General features: G+C 68.6%; 23 protein-coding genes. 9 read left to right on the forward strand and 14 right to left on the reverse strand.

All coding sequences use genetic code 11. The features are described 5' to 3' along the window. Positions 1-149: 149 nt before the first annotated feature. Positions 150-1,133: a hypothetical protein gene (locus tag I7X12_RS09040; protein WP_198063490.1), complete on the forward strand. Its 984-nt coding sequence runs from the start codon at positions 150-152 to the stop codon at positions 1,131-1,133. A 71-nt stretch (positions 1,134-1,204) separates the two neighbouring features. Next, complete coding sequence (locus tag I7X12_RS09045) at positions 1,205-3,187, forward strand: MutS-related protein (RefSeq protein ID WP_198063491.1); 1,983 nt, start codon at positions 1,205-1,207, stop codon at positions 3,185-3,187. A 105-nt stretch (positions 3,188-3,292) separates the two neighbouring features. Here I7X12_RS09045 and I7X12_RS09050 read toward each other — a convergent pair whose 3' ends face one another. Together I7X12_RS09050 and I7X12_RS09055 are read right to left on the reverse strand one after the other, a co-directional pair. After that, positions 3,293-4,006 carry a queuosine precursor transporter gene (locus tag I7X12_RS09050; protein WP_198063492.1) on the reverse strand — a complete coding sequence of 238 codons (714 nt, stop codon included), beginning with the start codon at positions 4,004-4,006 and terminating at the stop codon, positions 3,293-3,295. Then, complete coding sequence (locus I7X12_RS09055; RefSeq protein WP_006882309.1) at positions 4,003-4,179, reverse strand: ribbon-helix-helix domain-containing protein; 177 nt, start codon at positions 4,177-4,179, stop codon at positions 4,003-4,005. Before I7X12_RS09055 ends, I7X12_RS09050 begins: the two co-directional genes overlap by 4 nt. A gap of 122 nt (positions 4,180-4,301) precedes the next feature. Between I7X12_RS09055 and I7X12_RS09060 the strand changes: the two genes are divergently transcribed. Together I7X12_RS09060 and I7X12_RS09065 are read left to right on the forward strand one after the other, a co-directional pair. Beyond that, positions 4,302-6,170, forward strand: a complete 1,869-nt coding sequence (locus tag I7X12_RS09060; RefSeq protein WP_198063493.1) for a sensor histidine kinase — start codon at positions 4,302-4,304, stop codon at positions 6,168-6,170. A gap of 117 nt (positions 6,171-6,287) precedes the next feature. Continuing rightward, positions 6,288-8,306, forward strand: coding sequence for a sensor histidine kinase (locus I7X12_RS09065; RefSeq protein WP_198063494.1), 2,019 nt, complete (start codon positions 6,288-6,290; stop codon positions 8,304-8,306). A gap of 422 nt (positions 8,307-8,728) precedes the next feature. Here the strand turns inward: I7X12_RS09065 and I7X12_RS09070 are convergent, their stop codons facing one another. Next, entirely contained in the window at positions 8,729-10,927 is a 2,199-nt protein-coding gene (locus I7X12_RS09070) for a twin-arginine translocase subunit TatC (RefSeq protein ID WP_198063495.1), read from the reverse strand. 161 nt (positions 10,928-11,088) lie between these two features. On the opposite strand from I7X12_RS09070, the gene I7X12_RS09075 reads away from it, so the two are divergent. Together I7X12_RS09075 and I7X12_RS09080 are read left to right on the forward strand one after the other, a co-directional pair. After that, positions 11,089-12,879, forward strand: a complete 1,791-nt coding sequence (locus tag I7X12_RS09075; protein WP_232343132.1) for a twin-arginine translocase subunit TatC — start codon at positions 11,089-11,091, stop codon at positions 12,877-12,879. A gap of 13 nt (positions 12,880-12,892) precedes the next feature. After that, positions 12,893-13,513: a histidine phosphatase family protein gene (locus I7X12_RS09080; RefSeq protein WP_198063496.1), complete on the forward strand. Its 621-nt coding sequence runs from the start codon at positions 12,893-12,895 to the stop codon at positions 13,511-13,513. A gap of 206 nt (positions 13,514-13,719) precedes the next feature. Here the strand turns inward: I7X12_RS09080 and I7X12_RS09085 are convergent, their stop codons facing one another. The 6 genes from I7X12_RS09085 to I7X12_RS09110 form a co-directional block, all read right to left on the reverse strand. Continuing rightward, positions 13,720-14,271, reverse strand: coding sequence for a GTP-dependent dephospho-CoA kinase family protein (locus I7X12_RS09085; protein ID WP_198063497.1), 552 nt, complete (start codon positions 14,269-14,271; stop codon positions 13,720-13,722). A gap of 1 nt (position 14,272) precedes the next feature. Next, entirely contained in the window at positions 14,273-14,473 is a 201-nt protein-coding gene (gene spt4 / locus I7X12_RS09090) for a transcription elongation factor subunit Spt4 (RefSeq protein ID WP_049929968.1), read from the reverse strand. Next, on the reverse strand, positions 14,470-15,048 hold the full coding sequence (locus tag I7X12_RS09095) for a DNA-directed RNA polymerase (protein ID WP_198063498.1): 579 nt from the start codon (positions 15,046-15,048) through the stop codon (positions 14,470-14,472). The genes spt4 and I7X12_RS09095 overlap by 4 nt, the downstream gene beginning before the upstream one ends. Before the next feature lies 1 nt (position 15,049). Then, positions 15,050-15,430, reverse strand: coding sequence for a twitching motility protein PilT (locus I7X12_RS09100; RefSeq protein WP_198063499.1), 381 nt, complete (start codon positions 15,428-15,430; stop codon positions 15,050-15,052). After that, positions 15,427-16,659, reverse strand: a complete 1,233-nt coding sequence (locus I7X12_RS09105; protein ID WP_198063500.1) for a translation initiation factor IF-2 subunit gamma — start codon at positions 16,657-16,659, stop codon at positions 15,427-15,429. The genes I7X12_RS09100 and I7X12_RS09105 overlap by 4 nt, the downstream gene beginning before the upstream one ends. A 107-nt stretch (positions 16,660-16,766) precedes the next feature. After that, positions 16,767-17,186 carry a response regulator gene (locus I7X12_RS09110; RefSeq protein WP_198063501.1) on the reverse strand — a complete coding sequence of 140 codons (420 nt, stop codon included), beginning with the start codon at positions 17,184-17,186 and terminating at the stop codon, positions 16,767-16,769. A gap of 140 nt (positions 17,187-17,326) precedes the next feature. Here I7X12_RS09110 and I7X12_RS09115 point away from each other — a divergent pair, with 140 nt between their 5' ends. Together I7X12_RS09115 and I7X12_RS09120 are read left to right on the forward strand one after the other, a co-directional pair. Continuing rightward, positions 17,327-18,226, forward strand: coding sequence for a winged helix-turn-helix domain-containing protein (locus tag I7X12_RS09115; protein WP_198063502.1), 900 nt, complete (start codon positions 17,327-17,329; stop codon positions 18,224-18,226). 193 nt (positions 18,227-18,419) lie between these two features. Continuing rightward, on the forward strand, positions 18,420-20,597 hold the full coding sequence (locus tag I7X12_RS09120; protein ID WP_449272344.1) for a polymer-forming cytoskeletal protein: 2,178 nt from the start codon (positions 18,420-18,422) through the stop codon (positions 20,595-20,597). 86 nt (positions 20,598-20,683) lie between these two features. On the opposite strand, the gene I7X12_RS09125 is transcribed toward I7X12_RS09120, so the two are convergent. From I7X12_RS09125 to I7X12_RS09145, 5 genes are read right to left on the reverse strand one after another with little or no spacing between them, the layout of a single operon-like run. Beyond that, positions 20,684-21,487, reverse strand: a complete 804-nt coding sequence (locus I7X12_RS09125; protein ID WP_198063504.1) for a DUF7289 family protein — start codon at positions 21,485-21,487, stop codon at positions 20,684-20,686. Next, positions 21,480-21,938: a DUF7266 family protein gene (locus I7X12_RS09130; RefSeq protein WP_198063505.1), complete on the reverse strand. Its 459-nt coding sequence runs from the start codon at positions 21,936-21,938 to the stop codon at positions 21,480-21,482. Before I7X12_RS09130 ends, I7X12_RS09125 begins: the two co-directional genes overlap by 8 nt. Then, positions 21,938-22,924, reverse strand: coding sequence for a DUF7261 family protein (locus I7X12_RS09135; protein ID WP_198063506.1), 987 nt, complete (start codon positions 22,922-22,924; stop codon positions 21,938-21,940). The genes I7X12_RS09130 and I7X12_RS09135 overlap by 1 nt, the downstream gene beginning before the upstream one ends. Continuing rightward, the gene (locus I7X12_RS09140) at positions 22,912-23,478 is read right to left on the reverse strand and encodes a DUF7288 family protein (RefSeq protein ID WP_198063507.1); all 567 of its coding nucleotides are present in this window, start codon (positions 23,476-23,478) and stop codon (positions 22,912-22,914) included. The genes I7X12_RS09135 and I7X12_RS09140 overlap by 13 nt, the downstream gene beginning before the upstream one ends. 1 nt (position 23,479) lies before the next feature. After that, complete coding sequence (locus I7X12_RS09145; RefSeq protein ID WP_198063508.1) at positions 23,480-24,037, reverse strand: DUF7287 family protein; 558 nt, start codon at positions 24,035-24,037, stop codon at positions 23,480-23,482. Positions 24,038-24,298: 261 nt separating this feature from the next. On the opposite strand from I7X12_RS09145, the gene I7X12_RS09150 reads away from it, so the two are divergent. Beyond that, positions 24,299-25,318, forward strand: a complete 1,020-nt coding sequence (locus I7X12_RS09150) for a DUF5787 family protein (RefSeq protein WP_198063509.1) — start codon at positions 24,299-24,301, stop codon at positions 25,316-25,318. Position 25,319 lies beyond the last annotated feature (1 nt).

Raw genomic sequence — 25,319 nt, forward strand, 5'->3', positions numbered from 1 at the left:
TCGGCCCTTTCGGCGCGGCGGTCGACGGTCAGATATGAGGGTTCGTTCACGCGGTCGAACGCCGCGTCGGTGGGTCGAACTCGGGGCAGAGACGCGGTCGACGAGCCCGCAGCGGTCGGACAGTCGAGGCCCCGAGCCCACGGTGCATTATGAGTGACGCCGACGCGTCGGGGTCCACCGACGCCGGCGGGGGCGGCCTCCGTCACTGGTTGTTCCTGGACGGGAACCGCCTGCTGATAACGGCGCTGGTCAGTGTGGGCGTGTTCGCGGTCGTCCGCGTCGCCGTCGCCGCCGGCGTCCTCGCGGTCGGCCCGAGCGGCAACGTGCCGACGGTGTTCGGGAGCGGCATCACCGCCGGGGTGTTCACGCTCGTCACGCTGACGCTGACGGTCAACCAGCTCGTCTCCTCGCAGGTGTTCGGCAAGCCCGACTCGCTGCGACAGCGCTACGAGAAGGGCGCACAGTTGCGCGACCGCGTCGCGGCGCTGAGCGACCGGCCGGCGACCCCGGTCGACACCGCCGACTTCGTCGCGGTCGTCGGCGAGGCGCTGGACGAGCGCGCCGATTCGCTGCGCGGCTCACGGCTGGGGACGGCGAGCGCCGACGCCGACGGGGACCCGTCGTCGCTCGCGAGCGACCTCGACGACTTCGCCGACGAGATCACGCGCGTCTCCGGGGAGATGGAACCGGTCGAAGCGATCTCGGCGACCGCCGGGTCGGACTACGCTCGCCTCCGACGGCGCATCCGGGTCGTGACCGCGGACGCGGAACTCACCGAGTCCGTCGCCGACGACCTCGACGCGGTCGAGGAGCTGCTGGGCCACCTCTCGGTCGCTCGGCAGTACTTCAAGACGCTCACGCTCCACCAAGAACTGGCGAAACTCTCGCGGGAGATTATCTACCTGAGCGTCCCCTGTCTGCTCGTCGCGGTCGCCGTCCCGCTGCTGTATCGCTCGAACGGGGCGACGCTGTCGGCAGCGGCGCTGCCGTGGGCGGTCAGCACCGCGGTCGCGGTCGTGCTCGCGCCGCTGGTCCTGCTCGTGGTCCGGCTCCTGCGCGTCTCGACGGTGATGCGCTACACGATCTCGGCCGCCCCCTTCGCGCCGCCGGAGGACTGGCCCTGGAACGAGTGAGTCGGTGGTCCCCGTCACGGTCCCGTCACAGGCGCGGGATTTTTCTCCGCCGGTGGTAATGTGGCGGGTAGATGGACATCGAGACGATCCCCGGGGTCGGCGAGAAGACGGCCGCGGCGCTGTCGGAACTCGACGACCCCGAGCGGGCGCTGCGCGACGGGGACGTGGCCGCGCTCGCCCGCGCGCCGGGCATCAGCGACGGCCGCGCCGCCCGCATCGCCCGCGCAGCCATCCGCCGCGAACACGGCGATCCGGGCGGGTTCGCCGCCACGCCGCGCGCCCAGGAGATCTACCGCGACGCCCTCGATCTGGTCGCCGACCACGCCGTCACTCGCTACGCCGAACGCCGCCTGGAGACGTTCTACCCCTCACCCTCCGGTTCACGCGTCGAGGAGGCCCGCGAGTTCGCCGCCCGAGCGATGGATCGCGAGCCCGACGACGAGATCCGCGGCGCGCTGGCCGGCGTCGAACCGCTGGAATCGCCGCCGAGCGTCCGCGTGCGGGACCGCTGTCTCGCCACGACCGACGCCGAGACCTACGCCCGCGCCCAGGAGGCGCTGCCCGAGGTCAGCGTCGAGATCGTCGACGACGCCCGCGGCCTGGCCGATCTGGCTCGCGGCTACGCCACCGTCGTCGCGCTCGACGACGCCTTCACCGGCGTCGAGGTCGACGGCGACGTGCGCGTCGAGCCCGACGCGCTGGAGGACCCCGCGACCGTCGTCCCCGAGCGCACGCTGGCCTTCTTCGCCCACAACCGCAACCGCCTCCGCGCTGCCGTCGAGGTCCACCGCGTCGCCGGTCTGGATCCGCCCTGCGACCTGGACGAACTCGCCGACGCGCTGGCCCGCATCGACGACGACGGCAACGTCGCCGACGACGACCGGCTCCAGCAGTTGCAGACCGCCGTCGACGACCTCGACGCGGCCGTCTCGACCGCCGAGAGCGTCGCCAACGACCGCCTCCGGGGAGCTATCGAGGAACGGGACGTGACCATCGAGGGCGCCGACCTGCTCTCGCTGGTCGAGCAGGGCGCCGGCGTCGACTCGCTGTTGCAGCGCGAACTCGCCGACGAGTACGCAGAAGCGGTCGACGACGCCCGCGAGCACCTCGTCGACGCGCTCGGGCTGGACGACTACGCCGACGTGGCTCGTCGCGCCTTCCCCGACCAGCCGACCTTCCCCGTCGAGCGCGACGAGGAAGTCGTCTCCCGACTGCGCGAGGAACTCACCACCGCCCGCGACCGCCGGGCGACCACCCTCAAGCGGGCGGTGGCGACCGACCTCGCCGACGCCCGTGCGGACGCCGAGGCGCTGGCCGAGGCCGCCCTCGAACTCGACGTCGAACTCGCGATCGCCCGCTTCGCCCGCGCGTACGACGCCACGTTGCCCGAGATCGGCGGCGACGGGGTCGCCATCGAGGGCGGCCGCTCGCCGCTACTGGACGTGGCCGACGACGATATCGACCCCGTCGACTACGAGGTCGAAGGGGTAGCGCTCCTGACGGGCGTCAACAGCGGTGGGAAGACCTCCGTCCTCGATCTGGTGGCGCTGACGGTCACGCTCGCGCACATGGGCCTGCCCGTCCCCGCAGACTCGGCCCGCGTCGAGCACGTCGAGGAACTGCACTACCACGCCAAGACCCAGGGGACGCTGGACGCCGGCGCCTTCGAGTCCACCCTCCGGGAGTTCGGCGGCCTCGTCGACGACATCCGGTCGGGCGATGGCGACGACGTTGTCGTCCTCGTCGACGAACTCGAGAGCATCACCGAACCGGGCGCCAGCGCGAAGATCATGGCCGGCATCCTCGAGGCGTTCGACGCTACCGGCGCCACCGCCGTCTTCGTCACCCACCTGGCTCGGGAGATCCAGGACGCCGCACGCACCGAGTTAGCCGTCGACGGCATCGAGGCCGAAGGCTTGGTCGACGGCGAGCTGAAAGTCGACCGCTCGCCGGTCAAGGACGTGCTCGCGCGCTCGACGCCCGAACTCATCGTCGAGAAACTCGCCGACGAACGCGACGGCTTCTACGTGGAACTGCTGGAGAAGTTCGACTGAGCGGGCACGGTCGCGGATTCGAGTCGACCGGTGGCGATGTGACGCGGATTCAGATCGACGGTAGCGGTGGCGCGTGCGACGGACCCGCGCGAGGTCCGCTCGAACTCACTCGGGGCGGGAGTAGGCGGTCGCGGAGGCGGTCTTCCTGGAGCGGACGGCGCCGACGACGGCGTAGACGAAGGGCGTGTCGGCGACGGCGACGAACAGTTTGAAGAGGTACTGGCCGGCGATGAGGGTGACGGCGCCCGACAGCGAGGTCGAACCGAGGAGGACGAACCCGACGAGGATGAAGATGACCGTGTCGACGAGCTGGCTGGTCGCGGTCGAGCCGACGTTGCGCAGCCAGAGGTGGTCGCCGTCGGTGGCCTCGCGGATCCAGTGGAAGGCGAACACGTCCCAGTTCTGGCTGACGACGTACGCCGAGAGGCTGGCGACGACGATGGCGGTGCTGGAGCCGAGCACGCTCCGGAACGCGCCGAGGTCGATCTGGCCGGGTTCGGTCTGTGGGAGCGCCGGTGCCTCGATGGTGCTCCAGACCAGCACGAGCATGACGACGTTCATCAGGAAGCCGACGTTGACGACGACGGTGGCGGCCTTCCGGCCGTACAGCTCCGAGTAGCAGTCCGAGGCGAAGAACGTCACGGCGTAGGCCAGCGCCGCGCCCGGGAGGACGAGCGCGCCGCCGGCCAGCGGAAGCTGGAACGGGAGCTGGAACATCAGCAGCTTCGAGGCGGTCAGCTGCGCGGTGACGATGGCGGTGACGAACAGCCCGACGAGGCCGACCTGCACCGGCGAGAGGGCGGGACGGGGCTCGCTCATCGCTCCTCGTCGAGCCGGCCCTGGCGGGCGTCGATGTCGTCGAGCATATCGAGCGTCTTGCGCATCGACGCGCGGATCGCCTCGCTGCGGTTGACGAACTTGCCGTCCTCGCCGACGTGTTCGTCCATGTCGTCCAGTAACTCCTGGGGAACCTCCACGCTGATCTTCGGCATGATATTACTCGGAGGTTCCTCGACGAATATAGGCGGTTCGATCCCGACGACCGGATCACCTCGCTCGTACCGACGCGCCACCATGCAGCACGTTTATGAGAAGCTCCGGCATACACGGTTCCGTGCCTCGATCTACTGACAACTCGGCGCGGGTAGCGGTGGTCGCGGGGGATCCGGAGGTCCGCGACACCGCCGTCGACGCGCTGGCGTCGGACGCCTCGGTCTCGATGGTGGCGCCGTCTGCCGAGGGGGGCGAGACGGTCCGGGACGGCGTCGAATCGGGCGCGGACTGTCTGGTCTGCGGGACGGCCGCGGGCGGCTACGACGCGGTGCGGGCGGTCGACGGGACGGTCCCGGTGGTCGTCCTCGACCCCGGAGGAGAGCGTATCGACGAGTCCACGCTCGACCGGGTGCTCGACGACTCGGCAGCGGCGTACGTGGGCGCCGACGCGCACGCCGAGCGACTGCTCTCCGCGCGGGTCGGCGAGTTCGTCGAGCGCGAGCGCGACGAGGTGGGTTGGCGCCTCGCCGACCGCTCGGGCGCCGCTGTCGTCTCCTTCGACCTCGACAGCTACGCCGTCCGCGAAGCCAACGACGCCTTCTTCGAACACTGGGCACTGTCGGCGACGGACCTGGCGACGGCGACGCTGGCCGACCTCCGGGAGACGGACCTCACCCACGAACACCGCGGCCAGGGTCGGGGCGAACCCGGCGAATCGGACCTGGAGTGGATCGACGGGGACGACACCGACCCGGTCGAGACGCTCGTCGCGGGCGCGCTAGCCGGCGACTTCGAGCGCCGCGAGTGGCACTGTGCCGGCACCGACGGTGCGTTCAAGAGCGAGGTCGAGGTCGTCGCCGACCGCTCGACGGGGATCGGCTACCTGCTGGCGTCGGTGCCCGACCGCCCCGAGCCGGACACCGACCACGACGACGGCGCGATGTTGCGCTCGGTGATGGAACACGTTCCGATGTCGGTGTACTTCGAGGACCGACGTGGGCGCCACGTCCGCGTCAGCGAGGACCTTGTCGAGCCGTTCATCGAGGGGACCGACGGGAAGATCATGCACACCCCCGAGGACGTCCTCGGGAAGACGTACTTCGACCTGTACACCGTCGACATGGCCGAGCGGGCGACCGCCGACAACGAGCACATCATGGAGACGGGCGAGCCCCTCCGGGGGGAGGAGAAACACGTCCAGCCCCCCCACGGCCGCGACCTGTGGTTCTCCACGAACAAGGCGCCGTGGTACGACGACGCCGGCCGCCTGCAAGGCATCGTCGGCATCACCGTCGACATCACCGAGCAGAAGCGCCGCGAGCGCGAACTCGACCGCCAGAACGAACGGTTAGAGGAGTTCGCCGGCATCCTCAGCCACGACCTGCGCAACCCGCTCAACGTCGCCGAGGGGCGGCTCGACCTCTACCGGCAGACGGGCGAGGAATCGGAACTCGACGTGGTCGCCGAGATGCACGACCGGATGGGCGCCATCGTCACCGACGTGCTCGACTACGCCCGCGAGGGGAGTCGCGTCGAGGAGACCGAGTGGTTCGACGGTGCCGCGGTCGCAGCCCGCGCCTGGGGGAGCGTCGACACCGGCGCGGCGACGCTCGAACAGGACTGGACGTACGCCGTCGAGGCCGACCCCGATCGACTGGTCCGCCTGTTCGAGAACACCTTCCGGAACAGCGTGGAACACGGTTCCACGAGCAGTCGGCCAGGGGCCGACGACGCCGTCACCGTTCGCGTCGGCACGCTGGCCGATGATCCCGGCTTCTACGTCGAAGACGACGGTCCCGGGATCCGGATCGACGACCCGGAGACGGTCTTCGACCGCGGCGTGACGAGCGCCGACGAGGGGACCGGGTTCGGGCTCGCCATCGTCCGCGAGATCGCCGAGGCGCACGGCTGGACGGTGCGGGTGACCGAGAGCGACGAGGGCGGCGCCCGCTTCGAGTTCCGCGGCGTCCCCCGCGGCGACGCCCTCTGAGGTCGGGGCGTCGCCGGAGGTCGCGATATCGTCGAGCCGACCAGTGGCGATACGTTCCGATTCGATGAACACTCACTGTCGGGAGGTATTTCACGTGGCCGATCGAAGACGGGGCCAATGCAGGGGACGCGGGACGAACCAGTCAGAACCGCGGTGGTCGGGGCGCCCGACGACCGCGAGCGGCTCGCGGCGGTGTTGTCGGGGGACGACGCCGTCGCAGTCGTCGAACACGGGGGACTCGATACGCTCGTCGGCGGCTCGACGACCGAGGTCGATTGCATCGTCTGTCCGTCGAGCGCGGACTACGAGTGGACCAGAGAGGCCGACCGCACGGTCGCGCTCGTCGTCGTCGCCGAGGGCCTGGAGCGGCCGGTCGTCGAGCGGATCGTCGGCGACGCACGCGCCGCTCACGTCCGACCGGGCGAGGGCCTCGCGACGGTGCTCCCGGTGCAGATCGAACGGCTCGCCGACCGCGCCTCGTCGTCGACCGCGTGGCGGCTCGCCGACTTCGCCGACGAGGCTATCGTCGAGTTCGACCCCGAGACGCTCGCGCTCCGGGACGCCAACGAGCGGTTCTACGACCGATGGGGGTGGGACACGACCGACCTGACCGACGCGACCGTTCGGGATCTCCTCGTGACCGACATCACCGAGGAACTCCGAGGCCGGGGACGGGGCGCCGACGGCGAAGAGCACCTGGAGTGGATGGACTCGGAGGCGGACCCGGTCGAGACGATGGTCGAACGCGCCCGCGGCGGCAACTACGAGGCCCGCGAGTGGCACTGCACCGACGCCGACGGCGCCGCGTTCAAGACGGCGGTCGACCTCCTCGTCGACGAGCGCGCGGGCACCGGCTACCTCGTCGCCGACGTTCCCACGCCCGAACCGCCCGGACACCGAACCGACTCGCTCGCCCGCGACGAGGCCGCGATGTTGCGCTCGCTGGTCGAACACGTCCCGATGTCGGTGTACTTCAAGGACACCGAGAGCCGCCACGTCCTCGTCAGCGAGGACGTGGTCGAGCCGTTCATGGAGTCGCCTGAGGGGAAGATCCTCCACTCGCCCGAGGACGTAGTCGGCAAGACCGACTTCGACCTCTACGAGGGGGACAAGGCCGCCGAAGCGGTCGCCGACGACCGCGCGGTGATCGAGAGCGGCGAGCCGATCCGCGACCGGATCGAGCACGCTCAACCGCCCAACGGCCAGGATCTCTTCTTCCAGACCACCAAGGCGCCGTGGTACGACGAGGCGGGCCGCGCCCAGGGGATCGTCGGCGTCACCGTCGACGTGAGCGAGCAGAAACGCCGCGAACGCGAACTCGACCGCCAGAACGAACGGTTAGAGGAGTTCGCCGGCATCCTCAGCCACGACCTGCGCAACCCGCTCAACGTCGCCCAGAGCCGTCTCGAGCTGTACTGGCGGTCGGGCGACGAGTCGGAACTCGAAGAGGTCGCGGAGATGCACGACCGCATCGAGGCCATCGTCGACGAGGTGCTCACCTACGCCCGCGAGGGCAGCCACATCGACGAGCTGGCGTGGATCACCGGCGTGGACCAGGCCGAGGCCGCCTGGAACGCCGTCGATACCGGCGCGGCGACGCTCGTGACCGACTGGACGTACTCGATCCGCGGCGACGGCGACCGACTCGGCCGCCTGTTCGAGAACTGCTTCCGCAACGCCGTCGAGCACGGCTCGACGAGCCCTCGGTCGCAAGCTCCCGAGGACGCCGTGGAACACGGGTCCACGAGCCCTGCTTCGCAGGCTCAGCAGGACGCCGACGGAGCAAGCTCCGTCGAGCCGTCGGTCGCTGACGCGCCCGACGACGCCGTCGAGCACGGCTCGACGAGCAGTCGGCCGGAGACCGACGACGCCCTCACCGTCCGGGTCGGTACGTTGGCGGAGCACGATCCGGGCTTCTACGTCGAAGACGACGGCGCCGGCATCCCCGAAGACGTGCGCGAGCAGGTGTTCGACCGCGGCGTGTCGAGCGACGAGGGCGGTACCGGGTTCGGCCTCGCCATCGTCGCCGAGATCGCCGACGCCCACGGCTGGGCGGTGCGAGCGACCGAGAGTGACGAGGGCGGCGCCCGCTTCGAGTTCAGAGGCGTCACTCGTGGCGACGAACTGGCGTCGTGAGACTCCCGATCTAGCCGACTGCCAGTCGAACGAATCGGCCGAGGAGGCCTCCGTCTGCGGTGCCGTGGGGGGCGGTCGCTGTCACGGGGCGGTTACAGGGCGGTCGCTGGTGTCCGCGCGAGCGTGTGAGCACGGGCTCGGGAGAGCTTGCTCTCCTGGCGGACCGAACGGGCGAGGCGTGCGTGGCGGCGTAGTCGCCACGGCTTGCGGCGGTCGGCGGAGCCGACCGCCCTGCTCGCGCTCGTGTAGTCGCCCGAGCGGCCCCTCTCCACGCGAGTGCGGCGCGGTGCAGTTGTTCGACGCGTGGAAATATCGCTCGGCGACCGGGAGCGAGCCGAGGGCTTTCGTGACCTGTTGTCGCTGGCGGTCGCAGTTTCTCGTGGCGAGCCACCGCCCGCCGCCGAGTGCAGTCGAGCCAGCGTCTAGTCGGCGGCTTCGCCTTCGCGGCTGGGTGTGCGACGGCCGCCGAGGGTGTACACCCACAGCAGTCCCAGGCCGACCATGTAGGCGAAGGCGACGGGGAGGGCGAGCACGAGCATGGTCAGCAGGCTGGACGGGGTAATGAACGCGGCGAAGACGACGATGGCCATGACGACGGTCCGCCAGCGGTCGAACATGGTCTGGAAGGAGATGAGGTTGCCGCGGTGGAAGAGGAACATCGTGACGGGCACCTCGACGAGCAGGCCGAAGCCGACGGTCGTGAGCACGACCAGCCAGCCGAAGTTGTTGATCCGGTAGTAGATGACCATGCTCGACTGGATGGCGTCGGCGGCCAGCCAGGAGATGATCGCCGGCGCGACGTAGAGGAAGCCGACGACCGACCCGCCGACGATGCCGACGATAAGCGTCACGGCCCACAGGCCGAGCAGCCGGCGGTCGCCGCCGACGAGCCCGCGTTCTTTCAGCCGGGGCCAGACGTAGTAGAGGATCAGGGGGAACGTCGCGACCAGACCCAGCAGCGTCGCGAACTTGATCTCGAAGATGAGCGCCTCGGCGGGGTGCAGCGTCACGATGTTGGCCTGGACCTGCTGGCTTTCGGGCATCTGGCCGAAGAATGCCTTCCGCAGCGTGTTGATCCCGCCCTGATAGAGGAAGACGAAGGTAGCGGCCATGACGATCCCGAACAGGCCGACGATGCGGAAGGCCCGCGAGGTGAGGCTCTCGAGGATGAAGGCGATGTCGTAGTAGTAGCCGCCGATGTCGTCTTCGGTGGTCTCCTCTTCGGTGAACGAATCGACGACGCCCGCTGTCGTGGAGGTGAGGAGCCCGCCCTCGTCGTCGTCGGTCGCACCGTCACCACTGTCGGCGGCCGCGTCGCCGCCCTCGGCGGCTGCGGCCTCGGCGCGGGCCTCTTGGGCCTCCTGGACCTCGTCGAAGCGGTCGAGGATGGCCTGGGCCTTGTCGGGCTCGCCCTGTTCCTGGAGGGCTTCGCGGGCGAGTTCGGTCGCCTCGGCCTCGTCCATCTCCTCGAAGCGTTCCGGCGGCGCGGCGGGAATGGCCGCGGCCGACAGGGCGAGGAGATCGATGTCGGTCGGCGAACCGGTCGGTTCGGTGGGGTCGCGGGCCGCGTCGAGTTCCTTGATGGAGAAGTAGAAGCCGGCGGCGACGAGCGCGAGCAAGGCCAGTCCGAGTCCGACGACCGCGGCGACGACTTGCGCGTCCAGGCCGGTCAGTTCGACGAGCGTGGGGAACGGGCCGACGCTGTCCGATATCGAGGTGACGAGGTCGTTGACCGCGGCGACGCCGTAGCGGGTGACGAAGAGGTAGCCGGCGCCGAACGCGACCAACGCGACGGCCACGAGCTTGTTCCAGTAGCGGCGGGCGACCATCCCCGCGGAGACCTCGTCGGCCGACCGTCGCAGGAGTTCGGCGAAGCGGGCGAGCGCGAGGCTGAAGCCGTAGAGGCCGATCAGCGGGATGGCCCACATGAGCTGGGTGAGCGGGTCCGGCGGCGAGAAGAAGGCGCCGAACGTGACGATCCCGAGGACGGCGTATCGCCAGCGGTCACGCATCGCCTGGTAGCTCAGGATCCGCAGGTAGGCGAGCGAACTCATCGCCAGCGGCAGCTGCGCGGCGAGGCCAAAGGAGAGGCCGAGGAAGGCGATGAACTGCGTCCACTTGACGATCGACCAGGCGGGTTCGAAGCCGGCGTTGACGGCGTTGCCGGCGAGGAACCCGAGCATGAGCGGGAAAAAGAGGTAGTAGGCGTAGGCGAGGCCGGCGACGAACAGGACGACCGACAGCAGCGTCGGGACCGCGAGTTTCCACCTGGGCACGTCTTCGGCGGGCCACCAGCCCCGCGCTCGCAGGGCGTCGCGGCCGAAGTAGACCACGACTGGGAGCGCCATGAGCACCCCGACGAACATGCCGATCTTCGCCTGCAGGAGGATCACGTCGAAGGGCGTGGTCGCGACGATCTGGATGTCGGGGTTCTGGTTCAGGTCGGCCTTGAGCTGGTCCCAGACGTAGAGCCGCAACGCGTAGAACGTCCCCATGAATCCGATCACGAAGACCATGAACGCCTTCTGGAGGTCCTCGCGAGCGCTGCCGATCATGGACCCGAGGGTCGCGCGACCCTGTGCGACGGTCCGTTTCGTGTCCTCGTCGATCGCGGCAGCCATCTCGGGGAGTGGTAACCGAGTGACTGTTATCAATCTATTCATCACGAGAAGGTGCGCGGACCGGAACCGCCGTTCGCGGGCCCGAACGCGGGTCGGCTCACCCCGTCGACGGGGCGAGCGAAAAGAAGGCTTACAATAGGGGAGCGCAAACCCGGCCACGAATGACTGACGAGCGGCCCGGCGACGGCGACGACGAGGGGGGAGCCGCCGGTCCGCGCGACGACCAGGTGGACGACGCCTCGGACCGGGACGCGGACGGCTCGCCCGACGAGCACGCGGCGGACTCGACCGACGAGCACGCGGCGGACTCGACCGACGACGGATCGGGAGCGCCGCCCAAGGAGCCGGTCCCCGGCGGGCCGGACGACCCCGACCGCTACGACCCCGCAGCAGAGCGCCGGACCGACGCCAACCCATCGCCGCGTCCGGACAATCTCCCCGGCGACGACGAGCGGCCCGGAGCCGACGACGAGAACGGGTCCTCGGACTCACTGGGCCACCCCGGGGCCGAGGACGACGACGCGCCCGGCGACCCCTCCGAGTGGGTCGACGACGCGGACGGGGACGACGGTGACGGCGTCGACGATACCGATTCGGTCCCGGCCGACACGGTCGAGGGCACGGCGGCCGACGGCGGCTCGGACGCCACGGAGTTCGGCGGCGACATCAACCCCCACGCCAGCCCCACGACCGGCGGACCGGCGGAGGGCGCGCCGGCCGCGCCGGTCGACGAGGGCATCGGCGGCGCTCCGGACGACCAAGAGATGCCGCTGGCCCAGCACATCGAGGAGATGGTCCGTCGGCTCGGGGTCGTCTTCGTCGCGATGGCGCTGGTCAGCGGGCTCACGTTCCCCTTCGCCGACCGCCTCATCACCTTCCTGTGGTACTCGTTCCTCGAGGGGTCGCCGCAGGTCTGCCCGACGACCGCGCCCTCGGCCGACGCCGCCTGTCCGTACCTGTTCCACCCGCTCGCGCTGATGTTCGCTCGCCTGAAGGTCGCCTCGCTGGTCGGGCTGGTCATCGCCCTGCCCGTGACCGTCTACGAGTCCTACCTGTTCATGCGCCCCGGCCTCTACCCCCGCGAACGCCGCTACTACCTCGCCTCCGTGCCGACGAGCCTCGTCCTCGCGGGCGTCGGTATCCTCTTCGCGTACCTGCTCGTCCTCCCGACGCTGTTCGTCTACTTCACCGGCTACACCGCTCAGGCGGCCGAGGTCACCTTCAGCCTCACCGAGACGTTCAACCTCATCGTGATGATGCTCGGTTTCTTCGCTCTGGTCTTCCAGATCCCGCTGCTCATCATGCTCGCGGTGATGATGGGCGTCACCTCCCGCGAGTGGCTGGCCGCCCGCCGCATCTACTTCTGGGGCGGGTTCGCCACGGTCGCCTTCCTCTTTAGTCCGGACCCGACCGGGATGGCGCCCATCCTCGTCGCCGCGACGATGATCGTCCTCTTCGAGGGCACGCTGTTGCTGCTGTACTGGACCGGCGAGGCCGCCGGCGTCGAGGCCGAGGACCTGGCCGCTCGCCGGCCGTTCGTCTGGCTCGGCGCCGCTCTCGTCGGCTACGTCGTCTCCACCGCGCCGCTACCGGGCGGCTACTACGAGCAGCTGCCCGCCGCAGTCACGTCGGCGTTGGCCGACTTCGGCGTCACCCGCATGACGCCCCTGTTGATCGGCCTCGGCCTCATCGCCGTCTACGAGGCGGTGCTGTACGTCGACCGGAACGCCCTCGGTCGCTCGGGCGCCTACAGCTACCTCGCCCGCGGCCGCGTGGCCGTCTGGCCGCTGTCGCTGTTCGTCGGCTACCTCGGCAGCCCCGACCCCGCCCTGCTCGCCCGTATCGACGCCGTCGACCTCTCGACGGTCGAGTCGGCCGGCGTCGTCGTCGGCCTGATCGTCACCTACGAGTTCGTCCTCGTGGTCGTGGACTGGGTCGAGAACCGCGGATGACCGGGTGGACCTCGTGACCGGGCGCGTGTTGCTCGTCCGCCACGGCGAGACCACGTGGAACCGCGCCGGCCGCATCCAGGGGTGGGCCGACGCGACGCTCACCGAAGAGGGTCGCGAGCAGGCCCGCGCGGTCGGCTCGCATCTGGTCGACTCGCATAGCGTCGACCGGCTCGTCGTCTCGGATCTCAAGCGGACGCTGGAGACCGCCGAGGTGCTCCGAGCGGTCGGCATCGGAGCAGACTCCGAGCGTGCCCGCGCCTGGCGCGAGCGGGACTTCGGCGACCTCCAGGGGCTCACCCGGACCGCCATCGCGACTCGCCACCCCGAGTACCACCGCGGCGGCTCGCTGCTGAGCGTGCGCTCCGTGGCGGGCGGCGAGTCGCTCCCGGCGTTCGAGACGCGGGTTCGCGAGGGCTGGGAGCGACTGGTCGGCGAGGTGGCGGCCGGCGAAACCGTCGCCGTGGTGACCCACGGCGGGCCGATCCGGGCGGTGCTGGCCGAGGTAGCCGGTCGTGAACTGGCGTCGCTCGCCACGGAGTTCTCCCCCTCGAACTGCGGGATAACGGAGATCTCGGTGGACGGCTCGGGGAGTGACGTGGTCCTCCGGGACGGGACCGACCACCTTCCCGCCTAGCGGTTCAGGTCGCGGTCTCGACCCTCGAGAGCCGCCAGAGCCCGGACACCAGGAGAGTGGAAACCGAAACCGCGAGCAGCAGCCGGAGCCGTCCTCAGGACCGCGGCGTCGACGTTCGCGGGGCGACCCGCTGCCAGTTCGCGATCACTGTGGCCCGAAACACGACGACGCCGGTGAAGTCAGTTGCGACGACCGACGACGGGTCCTCACTCCCGGTCGATACCGAGCGCGTCGAAGGCGCGGGAGGGGGTGCCGTCCATCCGACCGAGGAGGTCGACGACGCGCTCGCGGACCTGGGGGTCGACGGTGACGTGGACGACGCCCTCGCCCGGCTGGCCGTAGAGCACGCTCGCGCCGGCGGGCGCGGTGGCGATAGCGGGCAGGGCAGCGAGGTCCTCCTCGCCGTCGACCCGGACGAGCGTCCGCTCGTCGGCCGCGAGCCCGTCGGCGAGCGCGTCGAAGAGCGCGGCGGTGAGCGTCCCGGGCGGGTTCTCGATAGCGCGGACGCGGTCGAAGCGGTCGTCCTCGATCCCGTCGCTGACCTCGTCGTCGACGGCGGCGCGCTCGGTGCGCTCGTCGACGAACGCGAGGTCGGGGACGGCGCCGGCCCCGAGCGTGTGGTAGGTGACGATGTCGCCGACGGTGACGAGGGGGTCGCCGGCGGCGGCGAGCACGGCGGCCGTGTCGGTGGAGACGGGGCCGAAGGGGTCTTTGAGATCTGCACGGAGCGCGGACTGCAGTTCGAGGACGACGGTCACGTTAGCGGACCTTCAGCGCGTAGCGGCCGGGCTCGGTGACGCCCATCTCCTCGGCGATCTCCGAGCGGTCGGGGTGGGTGATGACGACGAAGCCCGCCCAGTCCTCCGTGAGCGACGAGGAGCCACAGGAGACGCAGGTCTCGGCCTCCTCGGAGTCTTGCACGCGGTGGCACTCGCGACAGACCAGTCGGTCGGCCATCAGTCCTCACCCGCTTCCGTCGCCGGCTCGCGCTTCTGGCGCTCCTCTTCGAGCCAGCCGTGCTTGCCGAGGCCGACCTGTTTGGCGGTGAGGCCGATCTTCGAGTCCCGGGGGTTGCGCTCGTCGATGCTCTTGGTGACGATTCGCGCCCGGACGGCGTCGCCGACCCCCAGCGTCCGGTTGGAGTCCCGCGAGGAGAGCATCTGGCCCTCCTCGTCGTAGGCGAGATACTCGTCGGAGATCTGGGAGACGTGCAGCAGGCCGTCGACGGGACCGATCCCGACGAACGCGCCGAAGTTGACGACCTCGACGACCTCGCCGTCGACGACCTCCTGCATCTGGGGATCGAAGGTCAGCGCGTCGAACTCGGCGGTGAAGTAGACGCCTTCCTGTCCGGGGACGACCGCTCCTTCACCGATGTCGTGGACGTCGATCACCGAGACGACCGATCCAACGTCTTCGTCCATCCGTCCCTCGAGCTTGTCCTGCAGGAGCCGTTTGACCAGCCCCGGCGTCACCTCGGCCAGGTGCGCCGGCGGCACTTCGACCGTGTCGCGGAGTGTAACCCGTTTGTACATGTTATGGTTGAGTGACTGTGAGTTTGTTCTCGGCCCGTAAACTAACTACCGGAACACCGGCCTCGAGCAGCCGGCGCTTGAGCGGACCGTCGTTCGTGACCGCGTGCGAAACCGCTTCCCGCCCAGCGACCTCGACCACCGCGTCGTCGGCGTAGCCCTCCTCGTGACCGACCGACTCACAGCGGTCGGTCGCGAGGTCCAGCCCGACGCTGGCCGCGGTCGCCTCTTTGCCTCGCCCGTCGGCGAGCTTCGCGAGTTCGTCGCGGACCGCCTCGGGGACGAGCAGCGCCTCGTCCCCGAGCAGTCGCTCGAGCTCCTCGAACACGCGAACGTCGCATTCGACGGGCATCATCAGTGCGTTCGTGTCCATGACGACGCTCATTCCCGCAGCGTGCCGATCCCGATGAGCCGCCAGCGGCCGCCAAGCCGTCGGTTGATGGCGATCTTGGCGCCCTCGCGAGCACAGACCGGGCGCTGGAGCGCGACCTCGGCCTCGCCGCCGCGAGCGCTGGTGACCGAGCCGACCGTCGTGGCCGTGCCGATGGTCATCATCAACGGCTCGCCCGTCGAGATCTCCTCGACCTCGCCGGCGTTCTCGCCGACGATGCGGTCGAGCAGATCGACGTCCATCGTGAACTGCTCGTGGGTCGGCGGCAGCGTCCCCGGCGGTCCCGCGACCTGCCCGGCGAGCGCGTCGCCTTTCGTGATCGAGGGGTCGAGCCCGGTGCCGACGCCCAGCAGGCCGCCGGGCGTGGCCGTCTCGACGGTGTCGCCGCCGGCCTGCAGCGACCTGACGGTCGTCTCGACGGGCTGCCACTCGGACTGGCCGCCCTCGTCGACTTCGCGGCCGGGACGGAGTTCGATGTCGTCGTCGGCTTCGAGTTCGCCCTCGACGAGCGAGCCGCCGAGCACGCCACCCAGAAGCGAGTCCCAGGTCGTTCCCGGGCGGTTGATGTCGAAGCTGCGCGCGACGAGCATCTCCGCGTCGGCGTCGGGGTCCCGGTCCGGCGTCGGGATCTCCCGCTCGACGGCGTCGATGAGGAGATCCATGTTGACGCCTTGCCCGGCGCTGATCGGGACGATAGGTGCGTCCTCGGCGACGGTGCCCTCGACGAACTCCTGGATCTGCTCGTAGCTCTCGCGGGCCTGCTCGGCGTCGACCAGGTCGATCTTGTTCTGGGCGACGACGATGTTGTCGATGCCGATGATGTCCAGCGCCATCAGGTGTTCCTCGGTCTGTGCCTGCGGGACGTCCTCGTTGGCGCTCACGACGAGCACCGCGCCGTCCATGATCGCCGCGCCGGAGAGCATCGTCGCCATCAGCGTCTCGTGACCGGGCGCGTCGACGAACGAGACCGTGCGCAGTACGTCGGTCTCGGTGTCGTGGTCGCCACAGGTCTCCTCGACGGTGTAGGCGTCGGGCACCTCTCCCTCCGGACACTGCCGGAACGTCGCGTCGGCGTAGCCGAGGCGGATCGAGATCCCGCGTTTCATCTCCTCGGAGTGCTGGTCCGTCCATTCGCCCGACAGCGCTTGCACCAGCGTCGTCTTGCCGTGGTCGACGTGACCGACGAGTCCGATGTTCACCTCCGGTTGTGTGTTCGTCGTCATCTCGAGAGTAATCTTGCCGAATCTTCGCCCTCTGCGACTGATAAACCTACTGTTCCGTGGCGGGACTACCCCGGCACCGAGTCCCGGCCGGCGACGGTGCCGGGGGCTCAGCCGTCGAGCGCGCCCTCGACGGCGTCGGCGAGGTCGTCGAACCCGCCCGCCGAGGCGCCCTTCCGGACGTACTGCGCGCCCCGCTCGCGGGCTCGCTCGGCGAGCGCGTCTTCCTCGGCACCGGAAAACAGCACCAGTTCCACCTCCGGGTGGGCCGCGTCGAGGGCGTCGAGCAGCGCCAGTCCGTCCATGCCGGGCATCTCGTAGTCGCTCACCACGCAGTCGACCGAGTCGTCGACCCGAGCGAGCGCGTCGTCCGCGTCGGTCGCCGTTCGGACCGAGACGTCGTCGAGCCGACCCAGGTATGCGCCCGCCAGCGCCGTCAGGTCCGGGTCGTCGTCGACGACCAGCACCGTCCGCATCTCACAGCGCCCCGTCGACCGGTGGAGGGGACCCGAGTCACGCGATGCACACATCAAATCGAGATTGTTTTCGATCCGTGTTAATGACCGACGAGCGTTTTCTGTCACTGAAACTGCCGTCCGACGAGTGACAGTTAGACTACAAAAACCGGCTTCAGCGAACCGTTTAGGGGGTCGGCGCCGATCGGTGTGATATGAGCAGAGCCAGCGACGAGGCCGGCGAGGAGAGCGATGCCGCCGAGGTCGATCCGGCGGAAGCGTTCGGCGTCGTCGCCAACGAGACCCGTCTGGACATCCTCGAGGCGCTGTGGCGCGCCGAGGACCGGCCCGTGAGCTTCTCGGCGCTGCACGACGACGTGGCGATGCGCGACAGCGCCCAGTTCAACTACCACCTCCAGCAGCTCACCGACCAGTTCGTCGTCAAGACCGAGGCGGGCTACGACCTGCGCCACGCCGGCGCGCAGGTCGTCCGCGCGGTCCGCGCGGGCACGTTCACCCGCCAGCCCGACGTCGACCCCTTCGAAGTGGAGGGCGCCTGCACCCGCTGTGGCGGCGGGCTACAAGCCCGCTACGCCGACGAGCAGTTCCGCATCGACTGCGTCGACTGCGGCAAGTCCCACGGCGAGTACGAGTTCCCGCCCGGCGGGCTCGTCGACCGCACGAACGAGGAGGTCGCGACCGCCTTCGACGAGCGCGTCCGGCACCTCCACTGCCTGGCGGCCGACGGCGTCTGCCCGTCCTGCGCCGGCCGCATCCACACCGAGATCGTCCGCGGCGGCGACTGCTGTCTCGACGTCGCCCTGCGCGCCGAACACGTCTGCGAACGCTGTCGTAACGAACTCTGCTCGCCCGTCGGCCTCGTCCTGCTCGACGAGTCCGTCGTCTCGGCGTTCTACGACGACCACGGCATCGACCTGTCCGACCGGCGCTACTGGACGCTCCCGTGGTGCGTCGACGACGAGTACACCACCGTCGACGCCGTCGACCCCTGGCGGGTCACCGTCGAGATCCCGCTGGCCGACGACCGCCTGACCGTCACGCTCGACGGCGACCTCGACGTGGTCGACAGCGAGTGTCACTCCTGCGAGGGCTGAATCAGCGTCGGCTCCCGCCGGCCGTCGCTCGCTCGTCCGTCCGCAGTACCCGGGTTTTCCCGGACGGATGTCGGCGGCCTGGTACTCAGTTGACGGCCGGTAGTGGCGAGTAGACTGCCGCTCGCTCGCCGGTCGGTCGTGAAGTGTCGAAAGGATTATTTCGGCGTGGATGCACGTTACGTTGACTAAACTCATGCGTAGGGGTATCCGTCGGGACGAGGGGTCGCGGTCGGTCAGGGGACAATCGAACGTCATCGCGGTGGTGTTGCTCGCGGGGCTGGTCCTCGCGGGCGCGACGGTGGTGGTGGTGGCGGGGTCGACGGCGATCGATCAAGCTCAGGGCGAGTCGTCGTTCGCGACCGCCGAGCAGTCGATGCGGTCGCTCGGTGCGGAGATCGATCAGGTCTCCCAGGGTGAACGATCGGCGAGCGTCCGACTCGACGGGCTGCGATCAGGTGACGCGAAGGTCGAGCGTTCGGCGGGCAAGATGACGGTCACGATCGTCCACAAGAGCTCCGGTAAGACGAGTTCGCACACGGTACCGCTCGGTCGTATCCAGTATCAAAAGGACCAGCAGATGCTGACGTATCAGGGCGGCGGCCTGTTCGAACGCACCGGGAACGGGTCGACCGTCGTCTCGTCGCCGGAAGTGAGCTATCGACCGGACTCCGAAGGTGGGACGTTGACGATTCCGCTCGTCACCGTCACGGGCAAATCGGTCGACGACAAGGTGACAGTGGAACGGACGGGCTTCGAAGAGATACTCCCGAAGCTCGACGGGAACCCGGACACCTCATCTGACGACTCGGTGAATCCGCTCGAACGCGGGACCGAACTCCGGGTTACCGTCCAGAGCGAGGTCTATCAGGCGTGGGGATCCGTGTTCGAACAGCGGATCGGGACTGATGTCGATTACGACCCGAGCACCGAACGCGTCTCGTTTACCCTCGACGGCCCGCCGACTCGGGGACCGCCGATCACGCGGGCGGCGTTCTCCCCCCGTGGGACTGGCACGCACATCGGCAAGTTTGCGGGCACGACCTGTTACAGACCGACCGGCGGTAGTAGCTGTACAGCCGCCGACGTGTATCTGAAATCCGCCAACGACGGGTTCGCCAACTGTTTCACCATCGAAGGTGACCTGGTCGTCGAGCGGCTCCCGGATAGCGGGAGTCTGTACGGCTCACCCGGTTGTGGCGGCGCGGTCATCGAAGGCCAGTCGTTCTTTGGTGAACGCCTCTCGAGGAGTTCGGCGTACGAGATCAAAGGGGACGTGACCTTCGAGGGCTACACTAACATTCGCGACAGAGTCGAGTTGCTGGAAGCCGGCGGCGGCGTCCACTTCAAAGACGACGTCCGGATTGACGGCAAAGTGAAGAAGATGCGCGGGGTCACCGTCGATGGGTCGTTGTACTTCGATCAGGGCTCGAGCAGCAACGAGCTGAAAATCGGTGATGGAACCGTGATCAAAGGCGACCTCGTCGCCCACGGCCGTATCAAGGTGAGCGATACCGTAGAGGTCCACGGAGAAATTTACACGACCAACAGAAAGATAACCGAATCGGGAGGGGGTGATGGTCTGGTAGACGAGACCGGGAACTCGAAGCCGTCGTCGGAGATTCACAAGAGCCACCCGTTGTCGCAGGTCAGGGGGGAGATGCGGAGGGATCTTACGCACATGATCACGTCCGATAGACCCGGGAGAGTCGACATGTCCGCGAAAGAGCCCGCGACCGGTGATCCCGCGCCCGACCTCACCGGCGCGACGCTCGACTGCGACGCCGACGGAACGGCCGAGACGTGTCGACTCGGCGCCGGGACGTACAAACTCGATCACCTGATCCTAGGGCACGGCGACGAACTCGAACTCGACACCAGCGGCGGCAGCATCAAGATCTACGTCGAGGGCGGCGTCGAAGTCCCGAAGAACGCACATATTCAGGTGCTCGGGAACAACCCGAATCAGGTCGAGGTGTACGTCGAGGGACAGGGAGCCGGTAGTGACACGTTCCACATGTACAGCGGATCGGGTGCCGGTGGGAAGGTGACGACCCCACAGGACAAGGCGTCGAAGTTCTGGGTCTACATGGATCCGAGCGACGAAGTACGGCTCAAACAGGACACCTCGTTCACCGGTGTCATCTACGGGCCCGGTAACGCGCCGGACGGAGACGGCGTAGATATCTACCTCGACAAGCAGTCGACGGTCAAGGGCGCGGTCGTCGGGAATTTCGAGAAGTTCACGAACTTGGCAACCGTCAAGTACGACGCCACGCTACAGAACAAATACGCGCTCGCGGCCGGTGGGGCCGCGCGGGGGCAAGTGGCGTACCTCCGGACCTCCGCCCGCGTCGTCTCCGTGGACAGCTGAACGCGTTCGTTCCTTCTCGTCTCGTGCGGAAGCGCTGTCGGGACTTGTCTCCAGGAGACAGCGGTGGGCAACAGTGTAACTCCGACCTACCGCAGTTCGTAGGCGATCTCCGCGTGTGATATCACGACTCGATCGGTCTCGACGATGCAGGTCACGTGGCCCGACTCCGGCCGGCGACACGCTGGGTCGCCGGCGTACGGGACACCCGATGGGCGAGTCAAACCGCCGACGGTCTCGTTGAGTTGCCGTTCCCACGCGTCTATCCGGTCCGGAACGGACTGGACGGTAACGTTGAGGTGGACGCGCTGGGCCACGGGTCCGCGACTGAGTGAGATCGACTCCGCGGTCGTCTGGTTCAGTACAGAGTGGACCCGATGGGTGCCACCGCCGACGCTCTGGCTGGTCGCGTTCGTCTCCACGACGGGGACGACAGCCCGTCGATCAGATATTTTCAGCAGGGGGTCGTTCACCGCAACCGAGCCCCGGGACTGGTCGCGGACGACGAGCGTGTTCTCGTAGGCGATCGTGGTGTCTTCGACTCTGTAGACGAGTGGGTCGAGTTCGCGGTCGATCTCGACCGTTTCGCTCCCTCGTGTGGCGGTAACGTTGACGATCGCCGGCGGTCCGGTCTCGAGCGTGGCCGCTTCGAGCGTTAGCTCGGTGTTGCGTACCGTCCCCGTCCCGTAGTACAGCTCCTCGATGTCGGCCGCAACCGACTCCATGGCGAACTCGCCGTTGGCGGCGACGGTCGACGACTGGACCTGGTCGAGGGCCGAGACGCCGAAGGTCACGATGCCACCGACGGCGAGGACGACCGCGGAGAACACCAAGACGTAGCCGATGAGCTCACTCTGTGCTCGCCTCTCTCGACGCCGGCATGACTCACGCACTGCGGATCACCACCTCGGCGGTGGCGTCGACGTACGCCACTCGAACCGTTCCGCCGTTTACCCGTGTTGGACGTACGTCGGTGTCGGCCGCACGCACGGGAACGCTCACGTTCACGTCGGTGTCGACGGCGTCGAGGTAGATCGTGTACCGACCATCGCCCGGCGAGTCGGGAGCGACGGCTACTTGATACTGTGATCCAGCGATCCGCTCCGGAAACTGTCGGGTCACGACTGCCGTCTCCGGTACCGCTTCGGTCTCGTTGAACCGGTCGACGGTCATGACCGTTCCCGCCAGTTGCTGGCCGACGACCTCCAGCTGCTGGCGGATGGTATCCTCTCGCTGGTCCTCGATGAGCGACTCCGTGCCGAGGATCAGCCCAGTGGTCAACAGCAACGCCAACGAGACGATGAGAACGTACGAGACTGCCGTCGAGACTGCACGGTCGTCCATCATGCGATCTCCCTGTGTGCGATGTCGACGTTCGTCTCGTAGGACACAGTCCCGGAGTGGTACCTGTATCTGACGCGGGCGCCGTAGAGGACGCCGTCCGTCTGCGCGTCGATGCTACCGACACTGAACGTCGTCACGTCCGCGTCGGACGGGGGCTTGCTGACGATCATCCAGTACTTGCCACTGGCTCGCTGTCCCCGCGTGATGTTGATGTCGTACCTGTGCCGACCCGGGTCGATCGGCGCCAACGCTGTGCAAGGATTTCCGGCGGCAGTGCCCGCGTCAAGGTTGACGTAGAGATCCTGGCCTGCGACGTTCGGATCGGGCCGAGTACACGTCCGCTCGATCCCCTCGGGACTCCGTGATCTGATCACGAGCTCGATCGGGGACGTGTTGCTTCGGTGGAGTGTCACACTCCAGTTCCCCCCAGCGGACGCAGGGGTATCGAAACTGATGTTGATCGCATTCTGTGGATTTCTCGCCCGAATGTCGGTAATTTGGAACGTCGCGTTCCGAAGCTCGGTGTTCTCGGCGACGATCCAGTCTTTCGTGCTTGGCCCGACCCCGCCCGGGTTACTCAGCTCCGCGCTCTGCCCCTGTTTTATATGCGTCCCCTCGATGAACCCCGCACCGCTCGCGTCCATGGTCACGTTGACCAGTCGACCTTGCCGGGAGTAATGTCCCGCCGTCTCGTTCCCTACCGGAGCGACGACCGCCTCGAACGGTGCTCGCCGACTCCCGCGTGGATTGGTTTCGTAGACGTGCTCGAAATGCCGGGTCAGGTCGGCTTGGACGGCCTCCCGGACCGACACCGCGTCGGCACCACGGACGACCTCGTTCTCCTGATTCACGAGCGCGGTGGTGTAGCTGCTCGACGTGAAGACGATCGTCAACCCGATGAGCGCGACGGCGAGGATGAACGCGCCCGCGAGCAGCAGTTGCGCCCGGCGGTCGCGCCGTGTATCGCTGAAGGCTATCCCTGCCATGCGACCACCTCGACCTCCACTACGTTGTAGATCTGCCCGCTCGAACTCGTGTCGAGATCCGCGGCGAAAAACTGGTTCCGTGCGGTCGGTGTACAGGCTCCCGAGCAGACATCACGGTCGTACAGCGTTACAACCGTCGACGCGCGGACCGCGCCGTCCCCAGGCACTCCGTTGTAGACGAGCCTCGTCTGCTCGCGCCCGTTCGACGGCGTCCGATGGGAGACGACGACGTTGGCCGTCACCGTTTCGTCGAGACTCTGCCGTAGCGCCGATCCGAAATCGTTCGATGGGTAGGCGTTCGTATACCACCCCTCCCCCCCGCTGGTGAAGCCGCCTCCGTCCCAGTCGTTCACGAGCGCGTCTCTGAGGCTCCCGCTTTCGACCGCCGTCGTGAGAACGCTGTCGAGCGTCGCGCCCTCGACCGGCGACTCCGTCCCACCGCTCGTCGCCGGCGTGAGTACCGTCGCCTGGAGCGCGAACGCGATCCCCGCGAGTACCACTAACGCGGCCAGTACGCCTTCGAGCGCGAACATCTGTCCTCTGTCGCTTTCCATGTTACCACGTCCTCACTACGACGAACACGTCTTCCCCCTGCAACCGCGTGAAGCGGGTGGCTGCGACGTAGTTCTGATTCCGAACCGCGCTCGGTCCCGCTGTGAGTCGCGTGTCCCCTGTCCCACAACTGGCTGCTGGAACGACTGATCCCCCCTGATAACACAGAACTTCGCGTGCGTCCCCGCCCGTGAGGTCGGCCTCGACCGTCACGTTGAGCGGCTGTCTTTCCGCCCGGCCGGAGTCGGCCGCGAACGAGTCGTCGCTCGCGAACGCACACTCCGTTCCGTCACCGAAGTAGGCGAGTACACAGAGCGGATCCAGGCCGGGCGACGCGGCGGACCTGTCCAGCGCCGTCTCCACCAGATAGTCGGCGACGCGCTCGGCGGCGAGCGTGTCCTCGCTATCGATTCCGGTGTCGTCGCTCAGCGACCCGAACGCCGTCGGGACGAACACCAACACGGCGAGCACCACCACCAGAAAGAGGCTCACGCCGATCGAGAAGTCGAAGACTGACTGGCCGCGATCGTCGACTCCGACCCCGTGAGTGTCCCGATTCATCGGTCCCGTCACCCTGCGCGACGACCGGGAAGCGCCGGCCCCCCTGTGACCCGCACCCGCGAGCGACCCTCGCTCGCGGACGGCCCGAGTCGTCACCAGTGTCGTACGTCACATAGCATAACACGTTTAGATAAAACTTGCGCCATGCGTGAGAGTAGTTACAGGGTACTCTCTCGGTGAGTCGACGTCGATCAGGCATCGTTCGTCCCACGGGCGGGCCACCGTCGGCGTCCTTATGCCCGTTCGCCCCAACGCACGCCCGTGCAGGAGTTCGCGTTCGAACTCGCGCTGTGTGCCCGCCTCGAAGGGGCCGAGCGGGTGGTCGGTCGCCAGCTCGGTGCCGCGGTCCACGGCCGACGGGTCGCCGACGTGTGTCTGGTCGAGCCGGGGCCCGAGTTCGAGCGCCGGGCGGCGATCACGCCCGAGACGGTCCCGCCGCTCGCCATCGAGAGCACCGTCGGACCGGGCACCGCGCGGTCGGTCACCGACGCCTTCGACTGCCACCCCGACCGCGCCCGCGCGGTCGCCGAGCGGGCGGTCGAACTGGGCTACTTCGAGCGCGAGCGGACGGGTGCGAGCACGGCCGTCCGCGCGACGGTCCGCTACCCCGACGACTGGTTCGACTCACTGGTCGGTATCGAGAACAAGCCCGACCTGGACCGTCCGGGCGACCTGCGGGACCAGCTCCGCATCGACGCCTCGCTGGGGCTGTTCGACGAGGTGATACTGGCGACGGAGACGTACGTCACCGGCGCGCACCTGAATCGGCTGCCCGAGGCGGTCGGGGTCTGGCGGTTCGACCCCGAGACCGGCGACCGCGAGGTCGTCCGCGAGCCCGACCAACTCGACGCTGACGGACCGGGCATCGAGTTGCTCGACCGCGAAGCCGGTCGCGCCGAGATCCGACCGGTCACCGCCGACGAGAAGCGCCGCCAGCGCCGCCGGATCGCCGAACGGGCCTACGGGAAAGGGTGGCGGACCTACGAGCTGCCCGACTGCGAGCGGTGCGCCCCGGACGACGCCGAACCCGAGACGTTCGCCGACGCGGGGCTGCCGTGGTGCGCGTGGGCCGACGAGATCGTCCGTCCGGTCGCCGACTGCGGGCCGGCGTGTCCGGGGTACGACCCCGTCGACGGCGACGACGATAGCGACGAGGAAAAGGAGGGGGAGGGGAGGCCCTCGGCCCCCGACACCGAGGCCGTCCGCGCCCGGCGGAGCGCCTGGAAGCCGGACCCGGCGGGCGTCGACCGCCGGCAGGCCGGGCTCGACCGGTTCCTGTGAC

This window comes from Halosimplex litoreum, assembly GCF_016065055.1.
GTDB lineage: Archaea > Halobacteriota > Halobacteria > Halobacteriales > Haloarculaceae > Halosimplex > Halosimplex litoreum.

Coding starts and splice junctions, on each gene's coding strand:
- I7X12_RS09040 (WP_198063490.1), top strand. CDS start 150: ATGAGTGACGCCGACGCGTCGGGGTCCACCGACGCCGGCGGGGGCGGC.
- I7X12_RS09045 (WP_198063491.1), top strand. CDS start 1,205: ATGGACATCGAGACGATCCCCGGGGTCGGCGAGAAGACGGCCGCGGCG.
- I7X12_RS09050 (WP_198063492.1), bottom strand. CDS start 4,006: ATGAGCGAGCCCCGTCCCGCCCTCTCGCCGGTGCAGGTCGGCCTCGTC.
- I7X12_RS09055 (WP_006882309.1), bottom strand. CDS start 4,179: ATGCCGAAGATCAGCGTGGAGGTTCCCCAGGAGTTACTGGACGACATG.
- I7X12_RS09065 (WP_198063494.1), top strand. CDS start 6,288: ATGCAGGGGACGCGGGACGAACCAGTCAGAACCGCGGTGGTCGGGGCG.
- I7X12_RS09070 (WP_198063495.1), bottom strand. CDS start 10,927: ATGGCTGCCGCGATCGACGAGGACACGAAACGGACCGTCGCACAGGGT.
- I7X12_RS09075 (WP_232343132.1), top strand. CDS start 11,089: ATGACTGACGAGCGGCCCGGCGACGGCGACGACGAGGGGGGAGCCGCC.
- I7X12_RS09095 (WP_198063498.1), bottom strand. CDS start 15,048: ATGTACAAACGGGTTACACTCCGCGACACGGTCGAAGTGCCGCCGGCG.
- I7X12_RS09100 (WP_198063499.1), bottom strand. CDS start 15,430: ATGAGCGTCGTCATGGACACGAACGCACTGATGATGCCCGTCGAATGC.
- I7X12_RS09105 (WP_198063500.1), bottom strand. CDS start 16,659: ATGACGACGAACACACAACCGGAGGTGAACATCGGACTCGTCGGTCAC.
- I7X12_RS09110 (WP_198063501.1), bottom strand. CDS start 17,186: ATGTGTGCATCGCGTGACTCGGGTCCCCTCCACCGGTCGACGGGGCGC.
- I7X12_RS09115 (WP_198063502.1), top strand. CDS start 17,327: ATGAGCAGAGCCAGCGACGAGGCCGGCGAGGAGAGCGATGCCGCCGAG.
- I7X12_RS09120 (WP_449272344.1), top strand. CDS start 18,420: ATGCGTAGGGGTATCCGTCGGGACGAGGGGTCGCGGTCGGTCAGGGGA.
- I7X12_RS09130 (WP_198063505.1), bottom strand. CDS start 21,938: ATGGACGACCGTGCAGTCTCGACGGCAGTCTCGTACGTTCTCATCGTC.
- I7X12_RS09135 (WP_198063506.1), bottom strand. CDS start 22,924: ATGGCAGGGATAGCCTTCAGCGATACACGGCGCGACCGCCGGGCGCAA.
- I7X12_RS09140 (WP_198063507.1), bottom strand. CDS start 23,478: ATGGAAAGCGACAGAGGACAGATGTTCGCGCTCGAAGGCGTACTGGCC.
- I7X12_RS09145 (WP_198063508.1), bottom strand. CDS start 24,037: ATGAATCGGGACACTCACGGGGTCGGAGTCGACGATCGCGGCCAGTCA.